The following is a 26993-nucleotide window of genomic DNA, read 5'->3' as shown; positions in this document are numbered from 1 at the left end:
ATCAAAATGTTGAAAATCGTCCATCTGCTAACGGGCGCTGCAGCCCTGCTGCTGTCCTTTATCCCTAGCCTGCGATCCGAAGCCGTACCTTACCTGCAACAACCCGATGCGCTTTATCTGGCGTTTTTCGGCTTGCTCAACCTGACCCTCGCTCCAGTTATTCCTTACTGGAACAAAGGCCCCCGTTATCAACTGCAAAATCTGGTCAGCGCTCTGCTGGTGCTTGCTGTCGTCCTGCAAACCCTTACGCTGCTCGCTCCTCTGCCAGTAATTGGTGGCCAACCGGCCATCCTGGTCAGCCTTCTGACTGCACTGATCGCCGTTCTCCTGCACCTGGCCATCAGTTTCTATACTCCGTCGCCAGCAGCTGCCCCACAAAGTTACGACATGACCAATCGCGATACCGGTACCGTCAAGTGGTTCAACACCTCTAAAGGCTTCGGTTTTATTTCCCGCGACTCTGGTGATGATATTTTCGTGCACTTCCGTGCTATACGGGGTGAAGGGCATCGCGTCCTGGTCGAAGGCCAGCGCGTGGAGTTCTCCGTCATGAACCGTGATAAAGGCCTGCAAGCTGAAGACGTGATCGCTGCTTTGCCACGCCGCTGATTTCAGCCCCCTATCCCTGCAAAAAAAGAAAACCGCGAGCAGCCAGGCTGCTCGCGGTTTTTTTATGGCTGCCTGTTGAGGCATCCAAAGCAATCAATAATGCGGCGGCGGAGCGTCTTCCTCGAAAGACTCGAACTGCCCGGCCATTTCTTCCTGGCGTTTGAGCAGCGCGGCCATCTGCAATTGCAAACGCTCGACCACCCGTTGCTGTGTGGCGAGCACATCGCTCAACTGTTGAATTGTGTCATCCTGAAAAGCCTGCCGACTTTCCAACTCGGTAATTCTCGCTTCAGAGCTCATTGCTCAGCCCTCCAGAAACTGAAAATCATCAGTCAACACCAATCGCAGCCGCTCGCGAACAGCTAATACCTGCTCTGCACTGTAAGGTTTTGCCGGATGTTTACCCCAGACCGGTGCCGGCCATGCGGCATCTTCACGCTTACGCACAACAACGTGCATGTGCAGTTGACTGACCACATTACCCAAGGTCGCAACATTCAACTTGTCCGCATCGAACGAGTCCTTGAGCATTTCTGCCAATGCCGTGGTTTCTTGCCATAGCTGCTGTTGATCCGCCGCATCCAACTGAAACAACTCACTGATATCCTCGCGACGCGGTACCAGGATGAACCAGGGGTAATTCGAATCGTTGGACAACAGCAACCGACACAAGGGGAAGTCCCCGATCGGTACCGTGTCTTGTTGAAGTCGTGGATCTAAAGCGAACACCGCGCGCACTCCCGCTCAGTTCATCAGTTTTCAGCTTAGCGCCCAACTCAATCGGCTGCTCGCCAAGCGACAGAACAGCAGCATACCTGCGATTGGCACGCCCTTCACGGCGAACAACCGCCATTGCGCAAACAGCAATCTCCCCGTCCAGCCCAAGGACGCCCCAACATGGAACATTTCTCGCCCAATCGCCCAATCAAGGATCAATGAATAGCCGCACGTCAAAAAATGACCACCAGAAGCCGGGGGCGCCACTTTGCATCTGTCGTCCCCCCTGTATTAATCTCGCCCACCCTGATGAAGTTTTGCACCAAAACCGTACAATACGTCTACGCTGAGTGCGTCGAACATCCGCCGTTTACTCACTCAGAGTGTGGACCGGTAACATTTTTGGTTGCCGCGCTATTTTCATTGGGTACAACACGAGGAAAATAGCGCCGTCAAGCTCAAACAAAGCAATCTTGAAACCCCGGTTTCATGAGGCTTCTGTAGCTCCATCCGAGGTAGTAGAAAAAATCGGTAGCAGAAAACGTGTTTGTGCACGGTTGTTGCATTCACACCCACATCGTCGAAAAGGTGCCTGCTGGAAGTGGTACTTTCAGACAAATAATAATAGTGGCAAGGTCGCCCATGAAGATTTCACTGCCTGGACATAGAACCATTTTACCTATGCTCCGGCCTTTGAAGGCAGTACTGAAGTTGTCAGTCCGGATACAGTGGGACTACAGATATGCGACATCGACCGAGCATTTTGCGACACGCTCGTGAAGAAGCCAAAAGGATAGATACGTAAGTATCGCCAACATTGTCAGCGTGATATAAGTTTGCGCCGACACAAAAAGAAAGAGCCGCCCGGATAATAGAACAGGCGGGACGGCAGTACTCTTCTAAAAACCAAAGGAGCAAATCACGATGCGCGTGATGAAGTGGAGCATGATCGCACTGGCTGTTTCAGCAGGCACCTCGCAGTTCGCAATCGCGTCCTCCCAGGACGACGCCAAGGGCTTTGTTGAAGACAGCAGCCTGAAAGCCAAGACTCGTATGGAGTACATGAACCGCGATTACAAGCACGGCGCTAGCAACCCAACGTCGGGAACTAGTGGCTATCGTCAGGACACGGGTGTCAGCGAACTGCTGACCTACGAGTCCGGCTTCACTCAAGGCACCATCGGCGTCGGTGTTGACGCTATGGCTATGGGCTCCGCCAAACTTGACGGCGGCGCAGGTCGCGCAGGCAACGGCCTGTTCGCGGTAGGTAGCGACCGCAGCGAGCAAAAAACCCAGTCCAAGACTGGCGCTGCAGTCAAGTTCCGTATCTCCGACACCACCTTGAAATACGGCCGTCAATTCGTTGCCAGCCCAGTATTCGCTACCGATGACAGCCGTCTGCTGCCAGAAGTTGCCGAAGGTACTTTGATCACCAGCAAAGAGATCAAAGGCCTTGAGTTGAGCGCAGGTCGTTTCACCGCCCTGAGCAAGCAAACCGGCATGGGCAAGGACAGCATCGGCGGTGTTGCGGATGCTAACGGCAATGGCGGCAGAGGCCTGACTGCTGCCAACATCTTCGGCGCAAGCTATGCCTTCACCGATAACTTCACCGGTGCGCTGGCTGCATCCAAGGTTGATGAATACTTCAAGAAGCAGTACATCAACCTGAACTACACCCTGCCAATCGCAGAAAGCCAGTCCCTGAACTTCGACTTCAACGGTTATAAAACCGAAGGCGACAAGCGCGGCGACCAGGTTGACATGATCGGCGACGGCACCAAAGGCGTAGACAACAAACTGTGGAGCCTGGCAGCTGCCTATACCCTCGGCGCTCACAAGTTCACCATCGCTCACCAACGCTCCAGCGGTGACAATGGTTACTACTACGGTGTCGATGGTAACAGCACAATCTTCGTAGCCAACTCCATTCAGATCTCCGACTTCGTGGGCCGTGACGAACGCTCCTGGCAAGCTCGCTACGACCTGAACATGGCGACCTACGGCGTTCCTGGCCTGAGCTTCATGACCCGTTACGTCAAAGGTGACAACATCACCACCAACGGTCTGGGTGAAGGCAAAGAGTACGAGTGGAACGTCGAGTCCAAGTATGTATTGCAAGAAGGCCCGGCCAAAGACCTGTCCTTCCGTGTGCGCTTCGCTAACTACCACAACAACGAGGCTTTCCGTGGTTACAGCGACAACCTCTACGACACCCGCCTGATTGTTGAGTACCCGCTGAGCATCCTGTAACACCTGCAACACAGCAATTTAGAGCCCGGCTCTACTGAAAAGCCGCTCACCTGATTCAGGTGAGCGGCTTTTTTATTGCGACTGTCTCGTCCTGAAACAGGTGTAAACCTATTTCAGGACTAGACAGACATTGCGGTTCTCTTCGCTGCAACTACATAGCAAGCTAGCTAAGTATAAAACAGCCACCCAAGTATCTTCCTCTGCCGAACAAACCATTTGCTCGCACTTCATGCCCGGTGTTACCGGAAGTGTTTTGCGCTGGAAGAATGATTACCGGAGGGGTAAAACGCTCAAGGGGCTGATCGCCCCTTGAGTTCAACACTGATGCTTGACCGAACAGCCAAGTCATAACAAGCGACGTTACCGCGCAGCGACTTCCTGAACCACACGCATCATTCGCTGGGGGAACGGAACATTAATACCTGCCGCCTTCAGGCGATCACGGGACTGTTCATTGAAGTGGAACAGCACATCCCAGTAATCCGCGGTTTTCACCCAGACACGCAAAGAAACGGTGATCGAGCTGTCGCCCAGCGTCGATACCACAGCCACTGGCGCCGGATCGGTCAGCACTCGCCCGTCATTGGCCAGTTCAAGCAAAACCTCACGAGCCTTCTGCAAGTCGGCTTCGTAATCAACACCTACATCAAGCACGACCTTACGGGTCGGCTGACGATTGTAGTTGGTGATGATGCCATTGGACAGGTTGCCGTTGGGTACGATGACGGTCTTGTTGTCACCGGTGCGCAACACGGTATGGAAGATCTGAATGCTGTCGACTGTGCCGCTGATGCCCTGCGCTTCGATCCAGTCGCCAATACGGAAGGGACGGAACAGCAGAATCAGCACGCCGCCGGCGAAGTTCGCCAGGCTGCCCTGCAATGCCAAACCAATCGCCAGGCCCGCCGCGCCGATCGCCGCGACGAACGAGGTGGTTTCGATACCAATCATCGAGGCCACGCTGACGATCAGCAGTACCTTGAGAATGATGTTCGCCAGGCTGCTCATAAAACCCTGCAAGGCCTGATCGGCATTGCGCAAGGCCAGCAGCTTGCTGACTTTATGGGTCAGTTTGTTAATCAACCACCAACCGATCGCCAGTGTGATGGCCGCCAGCAGCACCCGGCTACCGTATTCCATGATCATCGGAACCCAGGCTTGGGACGCCCTGACCAGGTGGTCCACTTCCGCATTCAAGTCCATCTATCTCTCCTGATTACCGGGTCCCCGGCTCGCAATACTAATCGGCAGAACGACCAAGATCTCTTGAGCTCAATCGTTTCTGCCCTTCCACGGGCCTCGGACGCCGATAACGCCAGGAGGTTCCCGAAACACTGATCAGTCGCGGAAATTGTTGAACTGCAGCGGCATACCGAACTCCTTGGCACGCAGTGCGGCAATCGCTTCCTGCAAGTCGTCACGCTTCTTGCCGGTGATACGCACCTGCTCACCTTGAATGGCCGCCTGAACCTTGAGCTTGGCGTCCTTGACATGAGCGACGATTTTCTTCGCCATCTCCTTATCAATACCTTCCTTGAGGGTCGCTTCCTGTTTCATCAATTTGCCGGAAGCGTAAGCGTCCTTGAGCTCGAGGCACTGCACATCGATCTTGCGCTTGACCAGCGCCAACTTGAGGATTTCGATCATTGCTTCCAACTGAAAGTCAGCTTCAGCGGTCATGTTGACGACCAGATCTTTTTCCTTGAACTCAAAGCTGCCTTTGCCTTTCAAGTCATAGCGACGGTCGAGCTCCTTGACAGCGTTCTCGACCGCGTTGGTAACTTCGTGTTTGTCCAGTTCGGATACCACGTCGAACGACGGCATGTAATTTCTCCAATGTCAAAAGGGCGCCGCTCAATATAGATGGAGTACGCCAGGCTTGCGGTTAAAGTGCCGGCTCATTATAACGGGTCTTTCCTCTCCTTCACTGCGAGCCTCGCATGCGTGTGCCAAACAGAGCAAAAAGCTGATGTCGACCACCTGGCACGTTCTCGGCGCAGGCAGCCTCGGCACCTTGTGGGCTACACGCCTGGCCCGGGCCGGCTTGCCAGTCAGACTGATTCTGCGCGATCAGGCACGCTTGCAGGCCTACCGGGCAACAGGCGGGCTCACGCTGGTGGAGCAAGGTGAAGCACAGTTCTACGAGATCCCCGGTGAAACCGTCGACAGTGGCGAGCCTATCACCCGATTGCTCGTAGCCTGCAAGGCTTACGACGCCGAAAAAGCCGTCGCGCAACTGTCGCCCCGCCTGACTCCCGATGCCGAACTGATTCTGTTACAGAACGGTCTGGGCAGTCAGGACGCGGTCGCGGCGCGGGTCCCGCAGGCGCGTTGCATTTTTGCTTCCAGTACCGAAGGTGCGTTTCGCGATGGCGATTGGCGTGTGGTATTCGCCGGCCACGGTTATACATGGCTCGGTGATGCCGGCCACCCTACCCCGCCAATCTGGCTGGATGATCTGAGCGCGGGCGGCATCCCCCATGAGTGGAGCGCGGATATCCTCACTCGGCTCTGGCGAAAACTGGCGCTCAATTGCGCCATCAACCCGCTGACCGTGTTGCACGACTGCCGTAACGGTGGATTGCTGCAACATCACTGCGAGGTCGCCACCCTCTGCGCCGAGCTGACTGAACTACTGGAGCGTTGCGGCCAGCCGGCAGCAGCGCAAGATCTGCAACACGAAGTCGAGCGAGTCATTCAGGCGACTGCGGCCAATTACTCGTCGATGTATCAGGACGTCGCCAACGGTCGCAGGACCGAGATCAGCTACCTGCTGGGTCATGCCTGCAATGTTGCGTCTCGACATCAGCTGACCCTGCCCCACCTCAATCAGGTACAACAGCGGCTGATCGAGCACCTGCGCACGCGCGGATTGCCCAGCGACTGAGCAGCGGCTACGCTGCCCACTTGTTCCTCTTCAGTGACAACCTCAATGCCATTGCGCCAGCGCCTTGAAAACCTTCCGGTCGGCCAGAAACTGTTCGCGGCCCTGCTGGTTCTGCTAATCACCGTGCTACTGGTCGCCAACCTGACGTTTATCAGCGCCGCGTACTGGATCTCTCAGGAAAGCATGGCACCGCAGGCCTTGCAGACCATAGGTCGATTGATCTCCAATCCGAGCCTGGCCGCGCAGGCGCTGGACTCGCCACAAAGCGCCGAAAATCTGCTCAATGAGCTCAACAGCTATTCGCCATTACGCGCTGCCGCGCTCTACGACAGCAAAGGCGCACGTCTGGCGCAGTTGCAACATGGCGAACGGCTCAAACTGCCAGAGCGTTATCGGCATATTGAAGCCTGGCAAGTGACCGAGTTTCGCAGCAATCAGCTGATCACCCTGCCCCGCCCCGGCCAGCCGCCAGGGCATTTGCTCTTGGTGGCCAGCAGCGAACTGCCGATGGCGTTCTACACAGGCACCCTGACTGCCAGTCTTGGGATTCTGATCTTCAGTGTGCTGCTGTGGCTGGTGATCGCCCAGCAAATCAAGCGCCTGATCACCCAGCCGATCCACCAACTCGAAGAGCTGTCCCGACAAGTGACCCGCGAGGAGAACTACGCCTTGCGCGCCGCTCGCGGTAATCACGATGAAATCGGCAGCCTCGCCGAAGCCTTCAACACCATGCTTTCGCGGATCGAAGCCCGTGAGCAACAGCTCAAACGTGCACGGGACGATTCCCAGGCAGCTTTTGACCAGGCCCAGGGACTTGCCGAAGAGACCCGTCACACCAATCGCAAGCTGGAACTGGAAGTCCAGGTTCGGAGCAAGATCGAGAAGAAACTCACTGGTTTCCAAAACTACCTCAACAGCATCATCGACTCGATGCCCTCGGCGCTGATCGCGCTGGACGAACAGCTCTACGTGACCCAATGGAATCAAGAAGCCAGCGCCCTTTCCGGAACCCGTCTGGACGAAGCCCTGAATCAACCGATCTTCCTTGCGTTCGAGCCGCTAAAACCGTTCCTGCCACAACTCAAGGAAACAGTGGAACAGCACACCGTGGCCAAAATCGAGCGCGTCACCTGGGTCAAGGACGATGAAGCCAGGCACTACGCCCTGACCTTCTACCCGTTGATGGGCGGTGCCGGACGCGGGGTGGTCATCCGGATCGATGACATCACCCAGCGTCTGTCCCTGGAAGAAATGATGGTGCAATCGGAGAAGATGCTCTCGGTCGGAGGCCTCGCCGCCGGCATGGCCCACGAGATCAACAACCCTCTGGGGGCGATCCTGCACAATGTTCAGAACATTCGCCGCCGTTTGTCGTCGGACTTGCCGAAGAACCTCGAACAAGCCGAGCAGATCGGCATCCAGCTGGAGACAGTCAACCGCTATCTGCAAAGCCGTGAGGTGCCACAGTTACTCGACGGCATTCAGCAAGCCGGAGCACGCGCAGCGAAAATCGTGACGCACATGCTCAGTTTCAGCCGCCGTAGCAACCGCCAGTTGGCTCCATGCGATCTGCCAGCGTTGATCGACCAAGCGGTGGAAATTGCCAGCAACGACTTCGATCTGACCATCGGTTTCGACTTCAAGGGCCAAGCCATCGTTCGCCAGTTCGACCCGCAGATGGGCCCGGTTCCGGGCACCGCCAACGAGCTGGAGCAAGTGCTGCTCAACCTGCTGAAAAACGCTGCGCAGGCCATTCACCAGCGTGAAGACGATAGAGAACCAGGGCGGATCACTTTGCGCACCCGCTTGAATCCGCCCTGGGCGGAAATTCAGGTTGAAGACAACGGCATAGGCATGAGTGAAAACGTGCGCAAGCGCACCTTCGAACCGTTTTTCACCACCAAGGAAATCGGCCAGGGCACCGGGCTTGGGCTGTCGGTTTCCTACTTCATCATCACCAACAACCACAAGGGTCAGATGGAAGTACAGTCGACCCTGGGCCAAGGCACCTGTGTCACCTTGCGCCTGCCATTGGCGGGCACCCAGCTCGCCTCCCACGAACTCAGTCAACTGGAGAGGTGAGCATGGGTTTTCGCTTGTCGAAGATTTACACACGCACTGGCGACAAAGGTGAAACCGGTCTGGGCGACGGACGTCGGGTGCCCAAGGACCATCCGCGAGTCGAGGCTATTGGCGAAGTCGATACCTTGAACAGCCAGCTGGGATTGTTGTTGGCCGGACTGGCCGAGCAAAGCCGCGAGTGTCCAGGATTGACCGAGGTGATTGAAGTCCTGGCGCCCTGCCAGCATCGCTTGTTCGACCTGGGTGGCGAGTTGGCGATGCCGGTGTATCAGGCACTCAATTCAGGTGAAGTCGAGCGCCTGGAGGCGGCAATCGATCGCTGGAATGAAGAGCTGGGGCCGCTGAAGAATTTCATTCTGCCCGGCGGCTCGGCGTTGATCGCACAAGCGCATATGTGCCGCAGCCTGGCCCGCAGTACCGAGCGACGTTGCCAGCATTTGAACGCCGTCGAACCGCTGACCGGGGTTGGCCTGGCGTATGTCAATCGGCTGTCGGACTTGCTGTTTGTTGCCGCTCGTTTGATCGCTAAACGTCAGGGTGTTGCCGAGATTCTTTGGGAGGCGGCGGCGAAGCCTGAGGTTTAGTCAGGGGGGCATGTGTCGCCTGTGACGCCGCAATCGCGAGCAAGCGGAACGCCGCCCGGCTGTTCCTACAGTACAGGTGATCGCGTACCCTAGATGTAGGAGCGAGCTTGCTCGCGATGAGGCCAGTGGCTACACCACAGAATCAAGCCTCAGGCCAGAACGCCCGAATCCCCGCTACGCCCTGCGCACCGCTTTCCCAGGCGCGTTGACGTTCGGCCAGGCCGACACCACCGAGCAAAAACACCGGCCTGTTGAAGCCTCTGATCAACTGTGCCGCCAGATCCCAACCCAACGGCTGCCCATCCGGGTGAGTCTGAGTAGGCTGAACCGGCGACAGCGTGACGAAGTCCACGCCCATCTGTTCAGCCAAGGCCAGCTCCTCGGCATTGTGGCAAGAAGCCGCCAGCCAGCGCGACGCGGGCAATGGTCGACCGGCGCTGGCGTACTTGCGCAATTGTGCCGACGTCACGTGCCAACCTGCGGACGGGAAGTCTCCCAGCCACTCGAACGGACCCTTGAGCATCAATTGCGCCTTGCCCGCACACAGACCCGCCGCATCCACCGCCAGGTCGCGGTACTGTGGGTCATAGCCGTTTGGCGCACGCAGCTGAATCAGTTTGATGCCACCGGCGATGGCTTTCTGTATGCCCCGTAGCAAGGCCGGGGTTTCCAGACCGTCAGGGGTGATCAAGTATTCCCCCGGCAAACGGGCCGCCGCGACAATCGGCTGGTTGGCAGCCGGAAACTCATAGCCCGTCAACTCCCGGGCAGCCACCCAGGCCAAGGGTTGCCCCTCGGCGCCATGAGGTTCGCCGGTAAAGCTTGAGACTTCCCAGACATCCAGCAATACCTGCTTGTCCGGGTAGTCATGTTGCACTTTGATCAACGGTCGAGCCGCGCTGACCACAATGCCCAACTCTTCCTGCAGCTCGCGGGCAAGCGCCGTCTCCACCGCTTCGTCCGCCTCGACCTTGCCGCCGGGAAACTCCCAAAGGCCACCCTGATGCTGAGTGTCGGCACGTCGGGCGATGAGAATCTTGCCGTTGCTATCACGGATAACGGCCGCAGCCACATGTACTCGTTTCACCGTACTACTTCCTCTAAACCGGCCTTCTGCCAGGCCTTGAAGGCTGGCCATTGGTAAATCGTTTCGACATACGCCGCATCGACCGCCGGCAAGGCCACCCGATAGGTGCGCAAACGCACGGCAATCGGCGCAAAGAATGCGTCCGCCAGGCTGACCCGACCAAACAGGAAAGGCCCGGGCTCGGTAGCGGCCGCGCGGCATTCAGCCCACAGCGCCAGCATGCGTTCGATATCGGCCTGCGCTTCAGGTGGCATCGGCGACAGTGGAGCATCGTGGCTCAGGTCGAACGGCATATTGCCGCGCATCCCGAAGAAACCACTGTGCATTTGCGCGCAAGCGGATCGCGCCTGGGCACGGGCGGCGATGTCACGCGGCCACAAATCGACCTCTGGAAAGCGCTCGACCAGGTATTCGGCAATCGCCAGCGAATCGGCAATGGTGCCGTGCTCGGTTTTCAGTAGAGGGACTTTGCCGGTAGGCGAATGCTTGAGGAGCAACTGACGGGTGTCAGGCTGGTTCAGTTTGATCAGTTCTTCGGTGTAAGTAGTGCCGGTCAGTTCAAGCGCCAACGCACCACGCAAGGACCAGGAAGAATAGAGTTTGTCGCCGATGATCAGGTGGAAGCTCATGTTCAGACACCTTCAATGAGGAGAATCGCGGGACTCCCTTGTAGGAGCGAGCTTGCTCGCGATGGACTCAAGGGCGGCGTGTTTACTCAGAAAACACGCGTTATCGTTAACGTCCATCGCGAGCAAGCTCGCTCCTACAAGGGGAACGGGGTACTGGCGAAATCGTAATTACGTACGGTATTCGGCGTTGATTTTCACGTATTCGTGGGACAGGTCGGTGGTCCAGATCGTTTCACTGCAATCCCCGCGGCCCAGTTCGATGCGAATGGTGATCTCTTCCTGCTGCATTACCGCCGCGCCTTGCGCTTCGGTGTAAGTCGCTGCGCGCGCACCGTGGCTGGCGATGCAGACTGAACCCAGAAACACGTCGATCTTGCTCACGTCCAGATCCGGTACACCAGCACGGCCGACGGCGGCAAGAATACGACCCCAGTTCGGATCGGAAGCGAACAACGCGGTCTTGATCAGCGGCGAGTGAGCCACGGTGTAACCGACGTCCAGGCATTCCTGATGATTAGCGCCGCCGTTTACCTCAACCGTGACGAACTTGGTCGCGCCCTCGCCGTCACGGACGATGGCCTGAGCCACCTCCATGCAGACTTCGAACACCGCCTGCTTGAGTGCCGCGAACAGCGGACCGCTGGCCTCGGTAATTTGCGGCAGATCAGCCTTGCCAGTGGCAATCAGCATGCAGCAATCGTTGGTCGAAGTATCGCCATCGATAGTGATGCGGTTGAACGATTTGTTGGCGCCGTCCAGCAGCAGGTTCTGCAACACATCGCGGGAGACTTTAGCGTCGGTGGCGATGTAGCCGAGCATGGTCGCCATGTTCGGGCGAATCATCCCTGCGCCTTTGCTGATGCCGGTGACAGTGACAGTCACACCGTCGTGCTGAAACTGGCGGCTCGCACCCTTTGGCAGGGTGTCGGTGGTCATGATGCCGGTGGCGGCGGCGGCCCAGTTGTCCACGGACAAATCGTCGAGGGCGGCTTGCAGGGCGCCTTCGATCTTCTCGACCGGCAGCGGCTCGCCAATCACGCCTGTGGAATACGGCAATACCAGATTGGCGTCGACACCGGTCAATTCAGCCAGTTTGGCGCAGGTACGCGCGGCAGCGGCCAGTCCTGGCTCGCCAGTACCGGCGTTGGCATTACCGGTGTTGGTCAGCAAATAACGCACCGGACCTTGCACTCGCTGCTTGGCCAGGATCACCGGAGCGGCGCAAAAGGCGTTCAGGGTGAACACGCCCGCAACCGTGGAGCCTTCAGCGCAGCGCATGACCACAACATCCTTGCGCCCCGGGCGCTTGATGCCGGCCGAAGCAATACCGAGTTCAAAACCGGCAACCGGGTGCAACGTTGGCAAAGGACCAAGACCAACAGCCATGAAAGCGCTCCTCTAATGTGATGTCAGCACTGTCGTCACGAAGGACAGTGTTTCAAATGGAAAAACGCCGCGACGGCTGATGCCGGTCGCGGCGCGGGTATTTCAGTGTCTGGCGGAAATCTTAGTTGATCTGGCCGTGACAATGTTTGAACTTCTTGCCCGAACCGCAGTAGCACAGTTCGTTGCGACCCAGCTTCTGCTCATTGCGAACCGGCGCAGCGGCAAGGGCGACATCGAGATCAACGCCCTCATCCAATGCTTCCGGATGCTCCAGCCCAGGGGCTTGGGCGTGTTCGAACTGCATGCGTTGAGCCAGGGATTCGGCTTCCTGACGCAAACGAGCTTCTTCTTCGATTGGATCTTCGCGGCGAACCTGTACGTGGGACAACACACGAATGGAGTCGCGCTTGATCGAATCCAGCAGCTCGGAGAACAAGGTGAAGGACTCGCGCTTGTACTCCTGCTTCGGGTTCTTCTGTGCATAGCCGCGCAAGTGGATGCCGTGGCGCAGGTGATCCATGGTCGACAGGTGGTCTTTCCACAGGTCATCCAGCACGCGCAGAACGATTTGTTTCTCGAAGGTGCGCAGTGCTTCTGCACTCGCTTGCTCTTCTTTCTCGTTGTAAGCGGCCAGCAGTTCGGCCATCAGCTTCTCGCGCAGAGTCTCCTCGTAGAGGTGATCGTCTTCGTCGAGCCACTGCTGGATTGGCAGTTTCACACCGAAGTCACTCGACAGAGCGGCTTCAAGGCCGGCTACATCCCACTGCTCAGGCAGCGACTGCGGAGGAATGTGTGCGCTGACGGTAGCGTTGAGCACGTCCTGACGGAAGTCGGCGATGGTTTCACCGATGTTATCGGCGGCCAACAAACTGTTACGCATGTGATAGATCACTTTACGTTGTTCGTTGTTGACGTCATCGAACTCGAGCAGTTGTTTACGAATGTCGAAGTTGCGACCTTCTACCTTGCGCTGAGCCTTTTCGATAGCGTTGGTCACCATGCGGTGCTCGATTGCTTCGCCGGGCTGCATGCCCAGGGCTTTCATGAAGTTCTTCACCCGATCAGAGGCGAAGATGCGCATCAGGCTGTCTTCAAGCGACAGGTAGAAACGGCTGGAGCCAGCGTCACCCTGACGACCGGCACGACCACGCAACTGGTTGTCGATACGGCGCGATTCGTGACGCTCGGAAGCGATGACCTGCAAGCCGCCCGATTCGAGCACTTGCTGGTGACGTTTCTGCCAGTCAGCCTTGATCTGGGCGATCTGCTCAGGGGTCGGATCCTCAAGGGATGCTACTTCCACTTCCCAGTTACCGCCCAACAGGATGTCGGTACCACGACCGGCCATGTTGGTGGCGATGGTCAGTGCGCCCGGACGACCGGCCTGGGCGATGATTTCTGCTTCTTTTTCGTGGAACTTGGCGTTCAGAACCTTGTGTTCGATGCCTTCCTTCTGGAGCAGACTGGACATGTGCTCGGAAGTTTCAATGGTCGCAGTACCCACCAGCACGGGACGGCCCTGGGTCATGCATTCCTTGATGTCGGCAATGATAGCGGCGTATTTCTCGTCCGCAGTGAGGAACACCAGGTCGTTGTAGTCTTTACGCGCCAGCGGTTTGTTCGGTGGAATGACCATTACCGCCAGACCGTAGATCTGGTGGAATTCGAACGCTTCGGTGTCGGCCGTACCGGTCATGCCGGACAGTTTGTTGTACAGACGGAAGTAGTTCTGGAAGGTGGTCGAAGCCAGGGTCTGGCTTTCGGCCTGGATGTTCAGGCCTTCTTTGGCTTCGATGGCCTGGTGCAGACCTTCCGAGAGACGACGTCCCGGCATGGTACGACCGGTGTGTTCGTCGACCAGCACAACCTGACCGTCCTGAACGATGTATTCGATGTTGCGGTGGAACAGCTTGTGCGCACGCAGACCGGCATAAACGTGGGTCAGCAGGCCCAGGTTATGTGCCGAATACAGGCTCTCGCCCTCGGCCAGCAAACCAATGCGGGTCAGCATCTCTTCGATGAACTGGTGACCGGCTTCGTTCAGCTCGACCTGGCGGGTCTTCTCGTCGATGGTGTAGTGGCCAGCCTTGGTGACTTCGCCTTCCACTTCTTCGACATGCAGCTCCAGGAGCGGGATCAGCTTGTTGATCTCGATATAGAGCCTGGAGCTGTCTTCGGCCTGACCGGAAATGATCAGCGGGGTACGGGCTTCGTCGATCAGGATCGAGTCGACTTCGTCGATTACCGCAAAATTGAGCTCACGCTGGAATTTTTCTTCCATGCTGAAAGCCATGTTGTCGCGCAGGTAGTCGAAACCGAATTCGTTGTTAGTGCCGTAGGTGATGTCGGCAGCATAGGCAGCACGCTTCTCTTCCGGCGGCTGGAACGGCGTCACCACACCGACCGTCATGCCGAGGAATTCATAGAGCGGACGCATCCAGTTGGCGTCACGACGAGCCAGGTAGTCGTTCACGGTTACAACGTGCACGCCCTTGCCGGACAGCGCGTTCAGGTAAACGCCGAGTGTCGCCACCAGGGTCTTGCCTTCACCGGTACGCATTTCTGCGATCTGGCCTTCATGCAAGGTCATGCCGCCGATCAACTGCACATCGAAGTGGCGCATGCCCATGACACGCTTACCGGCTTCACGGGCAACCGCAAAGGCTTCAGGGAGGAGCTTGTCGAGGGTCTCGCCTTTGGCTATGCGGGCCTTGAACTCTTCGGTCTTGGCGCGCAATTGCTCGTCCGAAAGGGCCACCATTTGCTCTTCGAAGGCATTGACGATCTGTACCGTCTTGAGCATGCGTTTGACTTCGCGCTCGTTCTTGCTTCCAAAAAGTTTCTTTAACAAAGGCGCAAACATATCGACAGGTTCTTCCACACATAGGGATGGAGGGCGGCCCCGTGAGTCGCCCGTGCAGCCCTTATGGCCGCATGCGAACGAGTATTCTACCCGGAAACGATTGTGAGGAAAGTGGCGTTATTCCACGATGCTGGCACAGCGCTGTGACGGGGCTCACTTTAAATAGGGGCTTTTTGCTGAACTTCAACCCAATCGCGGTAGAAGTTACTCGTTGATTTAATGGGTAAACCAGCTGTAAAGCAATGGGGGACAAGCGCGTCCGGCACTTTCTGCTACCATGGCGGTTCTGTTACTTCAGGTGTCTGATCATGGCTTTTCGCCCTCTTACGGCCAGAGCACCCGCCGTCCTGCTTCGCGAAGCCAAGCCTTTAAAAGCGATATTCAGCCACGCTCAACGTTTAGCGCATTTACAGCGTTTGCTTGAAAGCCAGCTGCAACCCGCCGCTCGTGAACACTGCCATGTGGCTTCCTGGCGTGAAGGCAGTTTGTTGCTGATCGTCACCGACGGTCACTGGGCGACCCGGCTGCGCTATCAGCAAAAACGCCTGCAGCGTCAGTTACAGGTATTCGACGAATTCTCCAGCCTGACGCGCATTCTGTTCAAGGTTCAACCCCCCACTGTGCAACAAGGCGCAGCCGGCCACACCATGGACTTGTCGACAAACGCCGCCGAGACCATTCAGGCCACCGCCGACGGTATCAGCGACCCCAACCTGCGCGCCGCTCTGGAGCGTCTGGCCAGCCACGCCAAACCACGGACCAATTGCCGGTCCAACTGATTGGCTGCCTGACGCATGGCCGACTTCAACATTTGTCCGCCCGCCGTCCCCGGAAACTCACCGGCCTTGTCAGTGAAGCCCGGTTCTTCAGCCGCCTTGCCCGACGCGGCATCGGGCTCTGGCACCAGCCCTTTGCGGCTCATCAGCACTTGATAGCGCCGATTCACGATCGATCGGTTTGTCATAACGTCCGACCAACGGTGAGCCGGCGATCAGGGCGGCACGCTCGGCGTCACTCAAAGGCCCGATTCGCGATTGCGGCGCAGCCACCAGAACACGCTGGACCATCGCAGTCACCCAAACCAAACCGCACAAATCGCCTTTGATGTCGGCGGCAAACACTGCAACGCCGGCATCGCTGAAGGCTTGCGCCAGACGTTGCAGGGTCACGGTTTTCCCGTACCGGTAGCTCCGGCCACCAGCCCGTGACGGTTGGCCAGACGCATGGCCTGAGCAATTGGTTGTCCCTCAAGATCGGCACCGATAACGAGTTGCAGTGAGCCAGGCATTTTGTCACCCGTGGTTAATCTTTAGCCCTGCACGGTCGATATAGAAAAGCGAGAGACAAGAGAAGACTGAAAATAAGGTCCGATAATTCCCTAAGGAGGGATGGAAATATCAGCTTACTTTCAACATTGCCCATTTTGCGCGCTTTCATAGCCGCTCGCCCTGGACATTAAGACCTTAGCGGACACCACAAGTCATGAACAAAAATCTGCGCTTCAGCCATAAAATACTGCTTGCCGCCGCCCTGATCGTTATTGCCGCCTTCGCCTCCTTCACGCTGTACAACGACTATTTGCAGCGTAGTGCGATTCGCCAGGACCTGGAAAATTACCTGCAGGAAATGGGCACCGTCACAGCGAAGAATATCCAGACCTGGCTCGCCGGCCGCAGTTTGTTGATCGAAAACCTTTCACAGTCCGTTGCGCTCAACCCGGACATGGGTAACGTCGCCAATCTGCTTGAACAGAAGGCAGTAACCTCCAGTTTCATGGGCGCCTATCTAGGGAACAAGGACGGCACCTTCCTCATTCGCCCGGACAGCAAAATGCCGGACGGCTACGACCCGCGCGCCCGTCCCTGGTACAAGAGCGCAGAGAGCAGCAGTGGCTCGGCGTTGACCGAACCTTACATCGATCTGGCTTCCGGCCAGTTAGTGATTTCCATCGTCAACAGCGTGCTCAAGGGCGGCCAGAACGTCGGCGTGGTTGGCGGCGATCTGAGCTTGCAGGTGATTGCCGATAGCATCAACGCACTGGATTTCGGCGGTATGGGGTATGCATTTCTGGTAAGTGCCGACGGCAAAATTCTCGTGCACCCGGATAAGGCCTTGGTGATGAAGACGCTCAAGGACGTCTACCCGCAAGACACTCCGCGCCTGAGCAAAGACCTGAGCGAAATTGAGGTCAATGGTAAAACCCGCATCGTCACTTTTACCCAGATCAAGGGACTGTCCTCGGTCAACTGGTACATCGGTCTGTCCGTCGACAAGGACAAAGCCTTCGCGAAGCTCAGCAATTTCCGCACCTCGGCAATCGTTGCCACTATTATTGCCGTGGCCATCATCATCGCCCTGCTCGGCATGCTGATTCGCATCCTGATCCAGCCACTGCACACAATGACCCGCGCGATGCAGGACATTGCCGAAGGTGAAGGCGACCTGACCAAGCGCCTGACCATCCAGACGCAGGACGAGTTCGGCATCCTCGGCACCGCATTCAACCGCTTCGTCGAGCGGATTCACACCTCGATTCGAGAAGTCGCCTCCGCCACCGGCCAGGTCAACGAAGTGGCCTTGCGGGTGGTCAGCGCTTCCAACTCGTCGATGTTCAACTCCGACCAGCAGGCTTCGCGTACCAGCAGCGTTGCCGCGGCGATCAACCAGCTCGGCGCTGCCGCCCAGGAAATCGCCCAGAACGCCGCCCTCGCCTCGCAGCATTCCAGCGATGCACGCAGCCTGGCCGAGGACGGTCAGCAAGTGGTCGACAGAAGCATCAAGGCGATGAATCAGTTGTCCAACATGCTGAGCGCTTCGAGCACCAACATCGAGTCCCTCAATAGCAAGACGGTGAACATCGGGCAGATTCTCGAGGTGATCACCAGCATTTCCCAACAGACCAATCTGCTGGCGCTCAACGCAGCCATCGAAGCGGCTCGGGCCGGTGAAGCCGGGCGTGGTTTCGCGGTGGTCGCCGATGAGGTGCGCAACCTGGCTCATCGCACCCAGGAGTCTGCGCAACAGGTACAGACCATGATCGAAGAACTGCAGGTCGGGGCCCGTGAGTCGGTAAGCACCATGGGCGAAAGCCAGCGCCACAGCCACGACAGCGTGGAAATCGCCAACCTCGCCGGCGAGCGCCTGAACAGCGTGACCCAGCGCATCGGCGAGATCGACGGCATGAACCAGTCAGTAGCCACCGCCACCGAGGAACAGACCGCCGTGGTCGAATCGATCAACGTCGATATCACCGAGATCAATACCCTCAACCAGGAAGGCGTGGAAAACCTGCAATCGACCTTGCGCGCGTGCTCCGACCTGGAGCAGCAAGCGGCGCGCTTGAAGCAGTTGGTGGGCAGCTTCCGGATCTAGCGGTCTCCTGGGCCTCATCGCGGGCAAGCCTCGCTCCTACAGAGGTATGCTCTCACCTGTAGGAGCGAGGCTTGCCCGCGATGAACGATAACGCGGTGTACCAGCAATTCCGTGTCGCTGGTTTCGCGGGCAGCCTCGCTCCTACAGGTGGGCTGTGTATTGCGCACATCCCGCACCGAACATCTATCCTTCATAAAGGTCAACCCTAAAGGGAACACCGGATAGGAGGGATGCTCATCGTGCATATCGCTGACATAACCATGTTCTACGCCCCTGCCAGCGGTGGCGTGCGCACTTATCTGGATGCCAAACACCGTCGCCTGGGACGTCAGCCAGGTATCCGTCACAGCTTGCTGATCCCCGGGGCGTATCTGAGTGAGCAGGACGGTATTTACACAGTCCCGGCTCCCGCCGTGCCCTTCGGTAAAGGCTACCGTTTCCCTTGGCGTCTGACGCCCTGGCGCAATGCTCTGCGCGACCTGCAACCGGACTTGATTGAAGTCGGCGATCCTTACCTCACCGCCTGGGCCGCCCTGGACGCTCGCCGTCAACTGGACGTGCCGGTGATCGGCTTTTATCACTCGGACCTGCCACTGCTGGCGAGCAACCGCATGGGCAACTGGTGCACACCGAATGTCGAAGCGTATATCCGTAAGCTGTATGGCAATTTCGATCGGGTATTGGCACCCAGCCAGGTCATGGCTGACAAGCTGATCGGTCTTGGGGTGAAAAACGTTTTTGTGCAGCATTTGGGTGTGGACCTGCAAACCTTCCACCCGAGCGCTCGAGACCCGTCTTTACGCGCCGAACTGGGCATTGCCGAAAGCACCCGCCTGCTGATCTTCGCCGGGCGTGGCTCCAAGGAAAAGAATCTGCCGGTTCTGCTCAGTTGCATGAAACACCTTGGCAACCACTATCACCTGCTGCTGGTAGGCTCCTCCATGCCGGCCGCGGTGCCGAATAACGTCACGGTAGTCGGTGAGTTCTACCCCGCACAACAGCTTGCCAGGCTGTTGGCCAGTTCTGATGCGCTGCTCCACGCCGGCGACCAGGAAACCTTCGGTCTGGTGATCCTCGAAGCCATGGCCAGTGGAATACCGGTTGTCGCCGTGGCTGCCGGTGCGCTCAAAGAGATCGTCACACCCGTCTGCGGTCTGCTCTGCACACCGGACGACCCGCTGGCGATGGCCAATGCCGTGCGTGAACTGTTCACTTTCGGCAGCGCCACAATCGGCCGGCAAGCCCGACGCCATGTCGAACAGCATTATGCCTGGGACGCAGTGGTGAGCAGCCTGTTGGGGCACTATCGCGCCGTGCTCGGCAACCAGCAGCCGCTGCGGGCCCATGGTTGAGCCCATGAGCTCCCCCAGTGTGTTACTGGTCCTGCATGACGTTGCGCCACAAACCTGGGCGGACTATCAGCCGTTTGTCGAAGCGGTGGATGCACTGGGTAATGTGCCCATGACCTGGTTGGTGGTGCCCGACTTCCACAAGCACAATGCGCTGGACGCCCATCCGGGATTTCGTTCCCTGCTGACCCGCCGCATAGCCCTGGGCGATGAGCTGGCGCTGCACGGCTATTTTCATTGCGACGACAGCCCCATTCCAGTGAATCCACGGGATTGGTTCATGCGGCGGATTTATACCCATGAGGGCGAATTCTACGCACTGTCGCAAAACGCTGCCCTCGACCGCTTGCACGCCGGGATCGAACTGTTCCAGCGCTATCACTGGCCACTGGAAGGTTTTGTCGCGCCGGCCTGGCTGATGAGCCAGGGTACGCGCCAGGCGCTACGCCAACTGCCGCTGCACTACACCAGCGATCCACAGCATCTTTATCGTTTGCCGGACTTCACTTCAGTCGATGCACCGGGGCTGGTCTGGAGTTCGCGCAGTGCCTGGCGCCGTGGTCTGTCGAAGATACTCAACGATCAACGCGAACAGCGTTGGCGGCAAGCAACGGTTATGCGCCTCGGCTTGCACCCGGTGGACATGCGCCACGGGTACTCGCGAAACTATTGGCTACAAACCCTCAAGCGCTTGCTGGCTGACGGTCGCGTGCCGATGACCAAGGCCAACTGGCTGGCAGCTCAAACCACGACTGCCAGGTATGCCGCATGAGGAGGGCAATCTGGCTGGCCGTCGCCTTATTGCTGGCCATGCTGGTCCCCTTCTTGCTGGGCGGTAGCGATATGTGGCTGCGAGTGCAGCGTTTCCCGCTCGCGCTGTTACTGACGATGCCGGGCATGATTGTGCTGTGCTGGGTACTGAATTCGGTGCGCCTGCGCTTGTTGCTGGGTGAGCAGCGCGGCCAGATCGGACGCCTGAAAAGTCTCGGGGTGGTGATGTCCACCGAGTTCGCCATGTGCGCGACGCCCGGAGGCAGTGGCGGCCCATTGACGTTGATGGCTCTACTGGCGCGCAACGGCGTGCGCCCAGCCCATGGCAGTGCCGTGTTTGCCATGGATCAACTGAGTGATTTGCTGTTCTTTCTGTGCGCATTGAGCGCCATTCTGATTTACGCGCTGTTCCAGCATTTGAGTCAAAACCTCGAATGGATGCTGACCCTGAGCGCCATCTCGATGTTTGGCGGGCTGTGCAGCGGCGTGATCCTGGCGCGCTACCACCGCTTGCTGATTCGCCTCAGCGGTCGGCTGCTCAAACGCATGAACGTCAAAGCCCTTACCCGACGTCGATGGGCACGCAAGCTGCTCCACTTTCTGGTGGCCTTCACCGCCACCCTCAAATTGCCGTGGCAAACACTGGCCCGTGTGTTTGCCCTGACCTGCCTGCATTGGGCCTTACGCTACAGCGTGTTGTATCTGGCCTTGCGTGGTCTGGGCGTGGATGTGCAGTGGGCCTGGAGCTTTCTGGTCCAGATGCTTTCACTCAGCGCCGGGCAATTGAGCCTGCTTCCCGGCGGTGCAGGTGCGGCCGAGATCACTTCGGCAGCGCTGTTGGCGCCGATGGTGGGCAAGTCAACTGCGGCAGCAGCGATTCTGATCTGGCGGGCCGTGACCTACTACTTCTATCTATTGGCAGGCGGGCCGGTATTCCTGCTGATGGTCGGGCGACCGTTGTTGCACAAGCTGATGAAACTCAAACAGGCTTAGAGGCGGGTTCCCTCGCCGGTTCATCCTGTAATTGCTCCCACAACTCGGCGGCGCCGGGAAAGTCAGTGCCGTCCTGCGGACTCAGATCATCCGGGTCATAGCGGCTCAAGCAACCCTCACCTACCATCGCCGGAGCTTTGGACGTTGCTTTATCCAGTGGATCAGCCATGTTCATGTCCTCCAGGCACAACCGGGTGCATTCGGATCATTCCCACGTCCAACCGTCTGCGTGGGAATTCATCCTGTGACGCTCTGCGTCAACTCTCGATAGCGGACGCGGAGCGTCCATGGCGGCATTCCCACGCAGAGCGTGGGAACGATCATCAGAACACCACGGTTTTGTTGCCGTGTACCAGTACCCGATCTTCCAGGTGATAGCGCAGGCCGCGGGCCAGCACCATCTTCTCGACGTCACGGCCGAAACGCACCATGTCTTCGATGCTGTCGCTATGGCTGACACGTACCACGTCCTGCTCGATGATCGGGCCGGCATCCAGCTCTTCGGTCACATAGTGGCAGGTTGCGCCAATCAGCTTCACGCCGCGCATGGAAGCTTGGTGATACGGCTTGGCGCCGACAAAGGACGGCAGGAAACTGTGGTGAATATTGATGACCTTGTGGGCATATTCACGGCACAACTCGGGTGGCAGGATCTGCATGTAACGGGCAAGTACCACGACTTCAGCGTCGTGCTGTTTGACCAGGCGCGAGACCTCGGCAAACGCCGGCTCTTTGTCCTGCGGATTCACCGGCACGTGGTAATAAGGAATACCGTGCCACTCGACCATGCTGCGCAGGTCGTTGTGGTTGGAAATAACGCAGGAAATTTCGCAGTCCAGCTCGTCGCTGTGCCAACGGTGCAGAAGGTCCGCCAGACAATGGGACTCACGGCTGGCCATCAGCACCACACGCTTCTTCTGTTCAGTATCCGTGATGCGCCAGACCATCGAGAACTCTTCGGCAATCGGCGCAAACGCCTCGCGAAAAGCCTCAAGCCCGAAGGGCAGCGAATCGGCACGAATCTCGTGACGCATAAAGAACCAACCACTGAGATTATCCGAGTGATGGCTCGCTTCGGTGATCCAGCCGTTGTGGGATGCCAGAAAGTTACTGACTTTAGCAACGATGCCGACGCGGTCCGGGCAAGCAATCACCAGCCGAAAAGTGCGCATGAGGGGGAAACTCCAGAACTTCGCAAAGGCGGTCATTCTAGCCATTGCGCGGTAAAACTGCAGTATTCCTGACGTTTTGATCGATCGGCTCGTCAGACCCGGACTGCCGTTACGCCCCCCCTTTGCTGCGTTCAAAACCCGCGAGGTCTTTTCCTAAAATTGCGCAAGGCTTCTATTGTGAGCATCTGTGACAACGCAATCACCGCATTTAACTGATTCCGAGAGTTTTTCGCTAACCACTCTAATTAAATTAAGTAAAACCCCGCATAAATGTTTACTTGCCGAAACTGCCTGCCTATCATTAAGACACTGTAACCTTGTCATCCAGTGCCCAACATAGGTAGTCCTCATGTCCTTGATCAACGAATACCGCGCCACCGAAGAAGCTATCAAAGAGCTGCAAGCCCGTTTGAAGAATCTGTCCCAAGACGACAAACTGCAAACCGAGCTGGAATTCGAAGGCAAACTGCGCACCCTGATGGGCGAATATTCAAAATCCCTGCGCGACATCATTGCGCTGCTGGATCCAGAATCCAAAACCAGCAAAGCTCCACGTGGTGCTGTGAAAACTACCGGCACCAAACGTGCTCGCAAGGTTAAACAATACAAAAACCCGCACAATGGCGAAGTCATTGAAACCAAAGGTGGCAACCACAAGACTCTGAAAGAGTGGAAAGCCAAGTGGGGCGGTGATGTGGTTGAAGGCTGGGCTACCCTGCTGGGCTAAGTGAAACACCCGTCGCGGACCACTTTGCGACCTGAAAAAAACGCCAGCTAGCTGGCGTTTTTTTATACCCGAGGTTCAGACAAGTGAACTCACTGATTTCAAAGACTCAACCGCTTGCGTAACGATTGAGCATAATCGTGCCACTCATTGAGCACTTGGCGCTGAACCGATGTAGCACTTGCCAATAACTCGACGGTAGCCTCATTAAAAGCGTTCAGCGTATTGGGCGCACCCCATTCAGACGCTGACAAACGTTGCTGACAGAATAATCGCCAGCGCTCTTGTTCCTGACCACTCAAGGTGCCTGGAAAGTTACGGGCGCGGTAGCGAAATAGTAATTCCGGCAAGCGCTCATCATCGAACGGCCATTGCTCTTGCGCTAATTGAGCAGGGTCGGCAGTCCTGACTTGCTCACATAAACGGCGATCCCTGTCACCAATAAAGCCATCGTATAACTGTTGCTCAGGGTCCAGGCCAGGGACAAAGTCCTCGCTGGAATAAATAGCCTGGACTTTATCTCGCCAAACTTCTTGTGCGTCAGTTAGCCGCAGCGCTCTGGCCTGATACTCAGCCACATCCAATTGCAGGCGCTGCCGATCTTCGGCCCGCAGTACCGATAACGGTGCCACCACCGGGCAACGGTTGATATGAATCAGTTTGAGCGGTACGGGCAACTCGCCTTCCGCCAGATCGTCGTGGCGTGTATACAGCCGCTGACGCAAGGTTTCGACGTCCGGATCCATCAACCCCTGTGGATCGAGGTGCAGATCGCAAACGATCAAGGCATTACGATTACGCGGATGCCAGGCCAGCGGCAGAACCACGCCAATGTAATGCCGGGCAGCGGAAAACCGCCCCGAGATATGCACCATCGGCTGCAACAGCTTTATCTGGTCCATGACCCGTTGCTTGCTGCGCAACTGGAACAACCAGTCATACAACTTCGGCTGCTTGTCGCGAATCAACCGCGCCAGGGCAATCGTCGCCCGTACATCGGACAATGCATCGTGAGCCTGACCATGGTCGATGCCGTTGGCAGCCGTCAGACGCTCAAGTTTCAGCGTGACACGGCCTTCCTCCTCAGGCCAGACAATGCCTTGCGGGCGCAGCGCATAGGCGGTGCGAACCACATCGATCAGATCCCAGCGACTGTTACCGCCCTGCCACTCGCGGGCATATGGGTCGAAAAAATTCCGGTACAGGCTGTAGCGAGTCACTTCATCGTCGAAACGCAGCGTGTTGTAGCCAGCACCACAGGTACCGGGCGCCGCCAATTGCGCGTGGACCCGGGTCATGAAGTCGGCTTCGCTCAGGCCCTGCTCAGCCAGTCGGCTCGGGGTAATGCCGGTAATCATGCTGGCCGCCGGATGCGGCAGGATATCGTCGCTTGGCTGGCAGTAGAGATTGACCGGTTCACCTATCTCATTGAGCTCGGCATCGGTACGGATCCCTGCCACTTGCAACGGGCGGTCGCAGCGCGGGTTGATGCCGGTGGTTTCATAGTCGTACCAGAAGATGGAGGTCACGGGCTATTCCTGATCTAAAGACCGGCAAAGTCTAGGCGTTCACAGGCTGGCCCGACCAGCGATGTCTGCATTCAATCGTTAGCAGCTACATTGTCTGTCATACCGGGTTATGTCGTTTGCCCCTCGCAAACGCGACTACACAACCTTGCGCCACTGCCTACACATCCGCCAGAATCGCCCCGCTTGTGCGCCTTGCCCCACGCCACTAAGGTTCTCCTGTCGCTGCCCATCAGCGATCGGGTTTAGTAGCCCGTGGTTAATTAGGCAAGTTGCATTAGCTTCACTCAGTCAGGCTTCCCTATCGCCTGCACTTGATGGTGGCTGTGCGCAGGGCGCCCTCGGGCGCGCCGGCTTTGCTTGGTTCCCCGGTCTACTAACCTGCGTACAGCCGCCACCCCTTCGTTTAGTAGCGAGGCGGTGGCAGCCCCACTCAAGGAACCAACCGATGTTCAAAGTAACCCCCAATCCACCCGAAACCCCAAACGTTTCGCCCTACGAAGCCCTCGATTCGAAAAATCTCCACCAAGCCGCGCACCGGGCCCTCGATCACTATCTGACCCCGCCGCTATCAGGCAAACCGCGTTCCAGCGACGAGCGTCCGCCCCAGTTCTTCACTGTCGCCCCGGACATCAACCCCGAAGCCTTGATCGCCCACACCTACGAAACCTTCTGCTCGGCCAGTACCCTGACCCTGGATTTGTCCGATGACCTGGAAGGCAAACACCGCAACCTCGCCCTGGCGATTTATAGCCTGATGGAGTTGGGGTTGTTGTTGGTCGAAAAAGCACTGGATCGCGAGCATTCGGTGAAGGTGTAGGCAAGTAGAGCGAGCGCCCCCGCGTCAATCGCAGGCGCGCCGGAATTGAAGGGGCTTGATCGCGTAGCAGCTGCCGCCAGGCTGCGTTCGGCTGTGTAGCGGCCGTGATCCAGGCGATTCAATCCATGCTCAGGATTGCGTTACGGCAATTGCGTCTGCTGCGCAGCCAAACGCAGCCTTCGGCAGCTGCTACGGGATCAGCGCTACGTCCTTTATCGAGCCCTTACGCCGAAGCCGACAACGAATGGAAGCTGAAATACTGCGTCAAGGCGCTGACCAGTTGTCTGTATTCAGCCGGGGCCTGGAGTACGACAAACCCGGCATCGTAGTGATGCGGGGTTGCGTCTTCATGGCACCACAGGCAACAGGCTGTGACATCGATCACCTGCAGGCAGCCGTCGCTGGCCGGGATCTTCAGACGCAGTTCGAAGTCGGCGCCGATCATCATCGGTAACTGGCTGATGAGCATCAGCCCGTCCTCGGAAACGTTGCCCAGATAACCAATCAGTTTGTCAGTGACGCTATTGAACACCCTTAAAAAATACGGCAGTTGATGCCGCTCGATCCGGCGGTCGGTGAACATGCTGAGTATCGCTATAGAAAGGTCATTAAGCATGACCGCACTACTGCTTCGGATTGCTAACCCTGTCTATCCGATAGGGTAGCTGAACGCTCGCCGCCGGCCAGGTGTTCAGATGACAAACATCATGACTACGTGGCCGGACTCACCTGCGCGGCGCTATGGCTTGGGTAATGACCCAGCTGCTGCAAGGTTTCAAGCCGTGCACGGGCGCGGAATGCGTACTCACTGTACGGGTACTGAGTAATGATGAACTGGTAGGTCTGCGCGGCATCGACAAACAGTTTCTGACGCTCAAGGCATTGCCCGCGCAACATCGACACTTCGGGCTGCACATAGCGCCGTGAGCGGCTCTCGCGGTCGACCTTGGACAGCTCGAGCATTACGCTCTCGCAATTACCGCGATCATAATCGCGATAGGCATTGTCCAGGTGGTGGTCCATCGACCAACGGGTGCAGCCGACAACACTGAGGGCCAGAGCGGCAATGAGTACGAATCGCATGGGGGTTCTCCTGTCTTGAGCAGTGTATCGACCCACACCCGAAAATCTTCAGGAATGTTCGTTCAACAAACAACCGAATAAGTAGTGCA

At 57.6% G+C, this 26993-nt stretch carries 25 protein-coding genes and 3 pseudogenes; 13 read left to right on the top strand and 15 right to left on the bottom strand.

Features of this window, described 5'->3' with window-relative positions; translation table 11 throughout:
- The first annotated feature begins 6 nt into the window (after window positions 1-6).
- Window positions 7-609 carry a cold-shock protein gene (locus AC07W5_RS25065; protein ID WP_494992085.1) on the top strand — a complete coding sequence of 201 codons (603 nt, stop codon included), beginning with the start codon at window positions 7-9 and terminating at the stop codon, window positions 607-609.
- Window positions 610-702: 93 nt separating this feature from the next.
- On the opposite strand, the gene AC07W5_RS25060 is transcribed toward AC07W5_RS25065, so the two are convergent.
- Window positions 703-909, bottom strand: coding sequence for a SlyX family protein (locus AC07W5_RS25060; RefSeq protein ID WP_489073069.1), 207 nt, complete (start codon window positions 907-909; stop codon window positions 703-705).
- Between the two features lie 3 nt (window positions 910-912).
- Window positions 913-1338, bottom strand: a complete 426-nt coding sequence (locus tag AC07W5_RS25055) for an HIT domain-containing protein (RefSeq protein WP_494992084.1) — start codon at window positions 1336-1338, stop codon at window positions 913-915.
- A 912-nt stretch (window positions 1339-2250) separates the two neighbouring features.
- Here AC07W5_RS25055 and AC07W5_RS25050 point away from each other — a divergent pair.
- The gene (locus AC07W5_RS25050) at window positions 2251-3576 is read left to right on the top strand and encodes an OprD family porin (RefSeq protein WP_494992083.1); all 1326 of its coding nucleotides are present in this window, start codon (window positions 2251-2253) and stop codon (window positions 3574-3576) included.
- Window positions 3577-3936: 360 nt separating this feature from the next.
- Here AC07W5_RS25050 and AC07W5_RS25045 read toward each other — a convergent pair whose 3' ends face one another.
- Together AC07W5_RS25045 and AC07W5_RS25040 are read right to left on the bottom strand one after the other, a co-directional pair.
- Window positions 3937-4779: a mechanosensitive ion channel family protein gene (locus AC07W5_RS25045; protein ID WP_494992082.1), complete on the bottom strand. Its 843-nt coding sequence runs from the start codon at window positions 4777-4779 to the stop codon at window positions 3937-3939.
- Between the two features lie 135 nt (window positions 4780-4914).
- Complete coding sequence (locus tag AC07W5_RS25040; RefSeq protein WP_489073061.1) at window positions 4915-5400, bottom strand: YajQ family cyclic di-GMP-binding protein; 486 nt, start codon at window positions 5398-5400, stop codon at window positions 4915-4917.
- Window positions 5401-5545: 145 nt separating this feature from the next.
- On the opposite strand from AC07W5_RS25040, the gene AC07W5_RS25035 reads away from it, so the two are divergent.
- Genes AC07W5_RS25035 through AC07W5_RS25025 form a run of 3 tightly spaced genes read left to right on the top strand, consistent with a single transcriptional unit; the run spans window position 5546 to window position 9129 of the window.
- Window positions 5546-6463, top strand: coding sequence for a putative 2-dehydropantoate 2-reductase (locus AC07W5_RS25035; protein WP_494992081.1), 918 nt, complete (start codon window positions 5546-5548; stop codon window positions 6461-6463).
- Between the two features lie 45 nt (window positions 6464-6508).
- Window positions 6509-8545: a sensor histidine kinase gene (locus AC07W5_RS25030; RefSeq protein WP_495024517.1), complete on the top strand. Its 2037-nt coding sequence runs from the start codon at window positions 6509-6511 to the stop codon at window positions 8543-8545.
- Window positions 8546-8547: 2 nt separating this feature from the next.
- Window positions 8548-9129 (top strand): cob(I)yrinic acid a,c-diamide adenosyltransferase, encoded by a 582-nt coding sequence (locus AC07W5_RS25025; RefSeq protein ID WP_494992079.1) that lies wholly within the window; start codon window positions 8548-8550, stop codon window positions 9127-9129.
- Window positions 9130-9271: 142 nt separating this feature from the next.
- On the opposite strand, the gene AC07W5_RS25020 is transcribed toward AC07W5_RS25025, so the two are convergent.
- From AC07W5_RS25020 to secA, 4 genes are all read right to left on the bottom strand, one after another.
- Window positions 9272-10216 (bottom strand): Nudix family hydrolase, encoded by a 945-nt coding sequence (locus AC07W5_RS25020; protein WP_495024516.1) that lies wholly within the window; start codon window positions 10214-10216, stop codon window positions 9272-9274.
- Window positions 10213-10845, bottom strand: coding sequence for a glutathione S-transferase family protein (locus tag AC07W5_RS25015; protein ID WP_495012941.1), 633 nt, complete (start codon window positions 10843-10845; stop codon window positions 10213-10215). The genes AC07W5_RS25020 and AC07W5_RS25015 overlap by 4 nt, the downstream gene beginning before the upstream one ends.
- A 168-nt stretch (window positions 10846-11013) precedes the next feature.
- Complete coding sequence (gene argJ / locus AC07W5_RS25010; RefSeq protein WP_494992076.1) at window positions 11014-12231, bottom strand: bifunctional glutamate N-acetyltransferase/amino-acid acetyltransferase ArgJ; 1218 nt, start codon at window positions 12229-12231, stop codon at window positions 11014-11016.
- Between the two features lie 121 nt (window positions 12232-12352).
- Window positions 12353-15094 (bottom strand): preprotein translocase subunit SecA, encoded by a 2742-nt coding sequence (secA, locus tag AC07W5_RS25005; protein WP_494992075.1) that lies wholly within the window; start codon window positions 15092-15094, stop codon window positions 12353-12355.
- 308 nt (window positions 15095-15402) lie between these two features.
- On the opposite strand from secA, the gene AC07W5_RS25000 reads away from it, so the two are divergent.
- A complete protein-coding gene (locus tag AC07W5_RS25000; protein WP_494992074.1) occupies window positions 15403-15873 on the top strand; it encodes a DUF721 domain-containing protein in 471 nt (156 codons plus the stop codon).
- On the opposite strand, the pseudogene AC07W5_RS24995 reads toward AC07W5_RS25000, so the two are convergent.
- Window positions 15774-16161: pseudogene (locus tag AC07W5_RS24995) on the bottom strand (helicase HerA-like domain-containing protein); the annotation flags it as partial. The gene AC07W5_RS25000 and the pseudogene AC07W5_RS24995 sit on opposite strands and share 100 nt — an antisense overlap.
- A 15-nt stretch (window positions 16162-16176) precedes the next feature.
- Window positions 16177-16382: pseudogene (locus AC07W5_RS24990) on the bottom strand (helicase HerA-like domain-containing protein); the annotation flags it as partial.
- 194 nt (window positions 16383-16576) lie between these two features.
- Between AC07W5_RS24990 and AC07W5_RS24985 the strand changes: the two are divergent.
- The 5 genes and pseudogenes from AC07W5_RS24985 to gpgF form a co-directional block, all read left to right on the top strand.
- Window positions 16577-17608, top strand: a pseudogene (locus AC07W5_RS24985) (cache domain-containing protein); the annotation flags it as partial.
- Between the two features lie 93 nt (window positions 17609-17701).
- The gene (locus AC07W5_RS24980; RefSeq protein ID WP_495012951.1) at window positions 17702-18466 is read left to right on the top strand and encodes a methyl-accepting chemotaxis protein; all 765 of its coding nucleotides are present in this window, start codon (window positions 17702-17704) and stop codon (window positions 18464-18466) included.
- Window positions 18467-18696: 230 nt separating this feature from the next.
- Window positions 18697-19818 carry an N-acetylglucosaminyl phosphatidylglycerol synthase gene (gene gpgS, locus AC07W5_RS24975; protein WP_494992073.1) on the top strand — a complete coding sequence of 374 codons (1122 nt, stop codon included), beginning with the start codon at window positions 18697-18699 and terminating at the stop codon, window positions 19816-19818.
- Window positions 19811-20587 (top strand): N-acetylglucosaminyl phosphatidylglycerol deacetylase, encoded by a 777-nt coding sequence (gene gpgD, locus AC07W5_RS24970; protein ID WP_495024515.1) that lies wholly within the window; start codon window positions 19811-19813, stop codon window positions 20585-20587. The genes gpgS and gpgD overlap by 8 nt, the downstream gene beginning before the upstream one ends.
- On the top strand, window positions 20584-21579 hold the full coding sequence (gpgF, locus tag AC07W5_RS24965) for a glucosaminyl phosphatidylglycerol flippase (RefSeq protein WP_494992071.1): 996 nt from the start codon (window positions 20584-20586) through the stop codon (window positions 21577-21579). The genes gpgD and gpgF overlap by 4 nt, the downstream gene beginning before the upstream one ends.
- On the opposite strand, the gene AC07W5_RS24960 is transcribed toward gpgF, so the two are convergent.
- The gene (locus tag AC07W5_RS24960; protein ID WP_495012938.1) at window positions 21566-21748 is read right to left on the bottom strand and encodes a hypothetical protein; all 183 of its coding nucleotides are present in this window, start codon (window positions 21746-21748) and stop codon (window positions 21566-21568) included. The genes gpgF and AC07W5_RS24960 overlap by 14 nt on opposite strands.
- A gap of 154 nt (window positions 21749-21902) precedes the next feature.
- Window positions 21903-22751, bottom strand: a complete 849-nt coding sequence (purU, locus tag AC07W5_RS24955) for a formyltetrahydrofolate deformylase (RefSeq protein WP_494992069.1) — start codon at window positions 22749-22751, stop codon at window positions 21903-21905.
- Between the two features lie 349 nt (window positions 22752-23100).
- Here purU and mvaT point away from each other — a divergent pair, with 349 nt between their 5' ends.
- Entirely contained in the window at window positions 23101-23478 is a 378-nt protein-coding gene (mvaT, locus tag AC07W5_RS24950; RefSeq protein WP_494992068.1) for a histone-like nucleoid-structuring protein MvaT, read from the top strand.
- A 98-nt stretch (window positions 23479-23576) separates the two neighbouring features.
- Here the strand turns inward: mvaT and sbcB are convergent, their stop codons facing one another.
- Complete coding sequence (gene sbcB / locus AC07W5_RS24945) at window positions 23577-25004, bottom strand: exodeoxyribonuclease I (RefSeq protein WP_495024514.1); 1428 nt, start codon at window positions 25002-25004, stop codon at window positions 23577-23579.
- A 445-nt stretch (window positions 25005-25449) separates the two neighbouring features.
- On the opposite strand from sbcB, the gene AC07W5_RS24940 reads away from it, so the two are divergent.
- Window positions 25450-25821, top strand: coding sequence for a DUF6124 family protein (locus AC07W5_RS24940; protein ID WP_495024513.1), 372 nt, complete (start codon window positions 25450-25452; stop codon window positions 25819-25821).
- A 223-nt stretch (window positions 25822-26044) separates the two neighbouring features.
- Here the strand turns inward: AC07W5_RS24940 and AC07W5_RS24935 are convergent, their stop codons facing one another.
- Window positions 26045-26404, bottom strand: a complete 360-nt coding sequence (locus AC07W5_RS24935; protein ID WP_494992149.1) for a PilZ domain-containing protein — start codon at window positions 26402-26404, stop codon at window positions 26045-26047.
- A 128-nt stretch (window positions 26405-26532) separates the two neighbouring features.
- Complete coding sequence (locus tag AC07W5_RS24930; protein ID WP_495012936.1) at window positions 26533-26904, bottom strand: tetratricopeptide repeat protein; 372 nt, start codon at window positions 26902-26904, stop codon at window positions 26533-26535.
- Between the last annotated feature and the right edge of the window lie 89 nt (window positions 26905-26993).

The organism is Pseudomonas sp. GW821-FHT01E05, from assembly GCF_059422425.1.
Note: the sequence above shows the minus strand (reverse complement) of the source record. Positions and strands in the feature narration are given on the sequence as shown.

Coding starts and splice junctions, on each gene's coding strand:
- argJ (WP_494992076.1), bottom strand. CDS start 12,231: ATGGCTGTTGGTCTTGGTCCTTTGCCAACGTTGCACCCGGTTGCCGGT.
- AC07W5_RS25065 (WP_494992085.1), top strand. CDS start 7: ATGTTGAAAATCGTCCATCTGCTAACGGGCGCTGCAGCCCTGCTGCTG.
- mvaT (WP_494992068.1), top strand. CDS start 23,101: ATGTCCTTGATCAACGAATACCGCGCCACCGAAGAAGCTATCAAAGAG.
- AC07W5_RS25045 (WP_494992082.1), bottom strand. CDS start 4,779: ATGGACTTGAATGCGGAAGTGGACCACCTGGTCAGGGCGTCCCAAGCC.
- gpgS (WP_494992073.1), top strand. CDS start 18,697: ATGCTCATCGTGCATATCGCTGACATAACCATGTTCTACGCCCCTGCC.
- AC07W5_RS24960 (WP_495012938.1), bottom strand. CDS start 21,748: ATGGCTGATCCACTGGATAAAGCAACGTCCAAAGCTCCGGCGATGGTA.
- AC07W5_RS24930 (WP_495012936.1), bottom strand. CDS start 26,904: ATGCGATTCGTACTCATTGCCGCTCTGGCCCTCAGTGTTGTCGGCTGC.
- AC07W5_RS25050 (WP_494992083.1), top strand. CDS start 2,251: ATGCGCGTGATGAAGTGGAGCATGATCGCACTGGCTGTTTCAGCAGGC.
- gpgD (WP_495024515.1), top strand. CDS start 19,811: ATGGTTGAGCCCATGAGCTCCCCCAGTGTGTTACTGGTCCTGCATGAC.
- AC07W5_RS25030 (WP_495024517.1), top strand. CDS start 6,509: ATGCCATTGCGCCAGCGCCTTGAAAACCTTCCGGTCGGCCAGAAACTG.
- AC07W5_RS25025 (WP_494992079.1), top strand. CDS start 8,548: ATGGGTTTTCGCTTGTCGAAGATTTACACACGCACTGGCGACAAAGGT.
- AC07W5_RS25015 (WP_495012941.1), bottom strand. CDS start 10,845: ATGAGCTTCCACCTGATCATCGGCGACAAACTCTATTCTTCCTGGTCC.
- AC07W5_RS25000 (WP_494992074.1), top strand. CDS start 15,403: ATGGCTTTTCGCCCTCTTACGGCCAGAGCACCCGCCGTCCTGCTTCGC.
- AC07W5_RS24940 (WP_495024513.1), top strand. CDS start 25,450: ATGTTCAAAGTAACCCCCAATCCACCCGAAACCCCAAACGTTTCGCCC.
- secA (WP_494992075.1), bottom strand. CDS start 15,094: ATGTTTGCGCCTTTGTTAAAGAAACTTTTTGGAAGCAAGAACGAGCGC.
- AC07W5_RS25040 (WP_489073061.1), bottom strand. CDS start 5,400: ATGCCGTCGTTCGACGTGGTATCCGAACTGGACAAACACGAAGTTACC.
- AC07W5_RS24935 (WP_494992149.1), bottom strand. CDS start 26,404: ATGTTCACCGACCGCCGGATCGAGCGGCATCAACTGCCGTATTTTTTA.
- AC07W5_RS25060 (WP_489073069.1), bottom strand. CDS start 909: ATGAGCTCTGAAGCGAGAATTACCGAGTTGGAAAGTCGGCAGGCTTTT.
- AC07W5_RS25035 (WP_494992081.1), top strand. CDS start 5,546: ATGTCGACCACCTGGCACGTTCTCGGCGCAGGCAGCCTCGGCACCTTG.
- purU (WP_494992069.1), bottom strand. CDS start 22,751: ATGCGCACTTTTCGGCTGGTGATTGCTTGCCCGGACCGCGTCGGCATC.
- AC07W5_RS24980 (WP_495012951.1), top strand. CDS start 17,702: ATGTTCAACTCCGACCAGCAGGCTTCGCGTACCAGCAGCGTTGCCGCG.
- gpgF (WP_494992071.1), top strand. CDS start 20,584: ATGAGGAGGGCAATCTGGCTGGCCGTCGCCTTATTGCTGGCCATGCTG.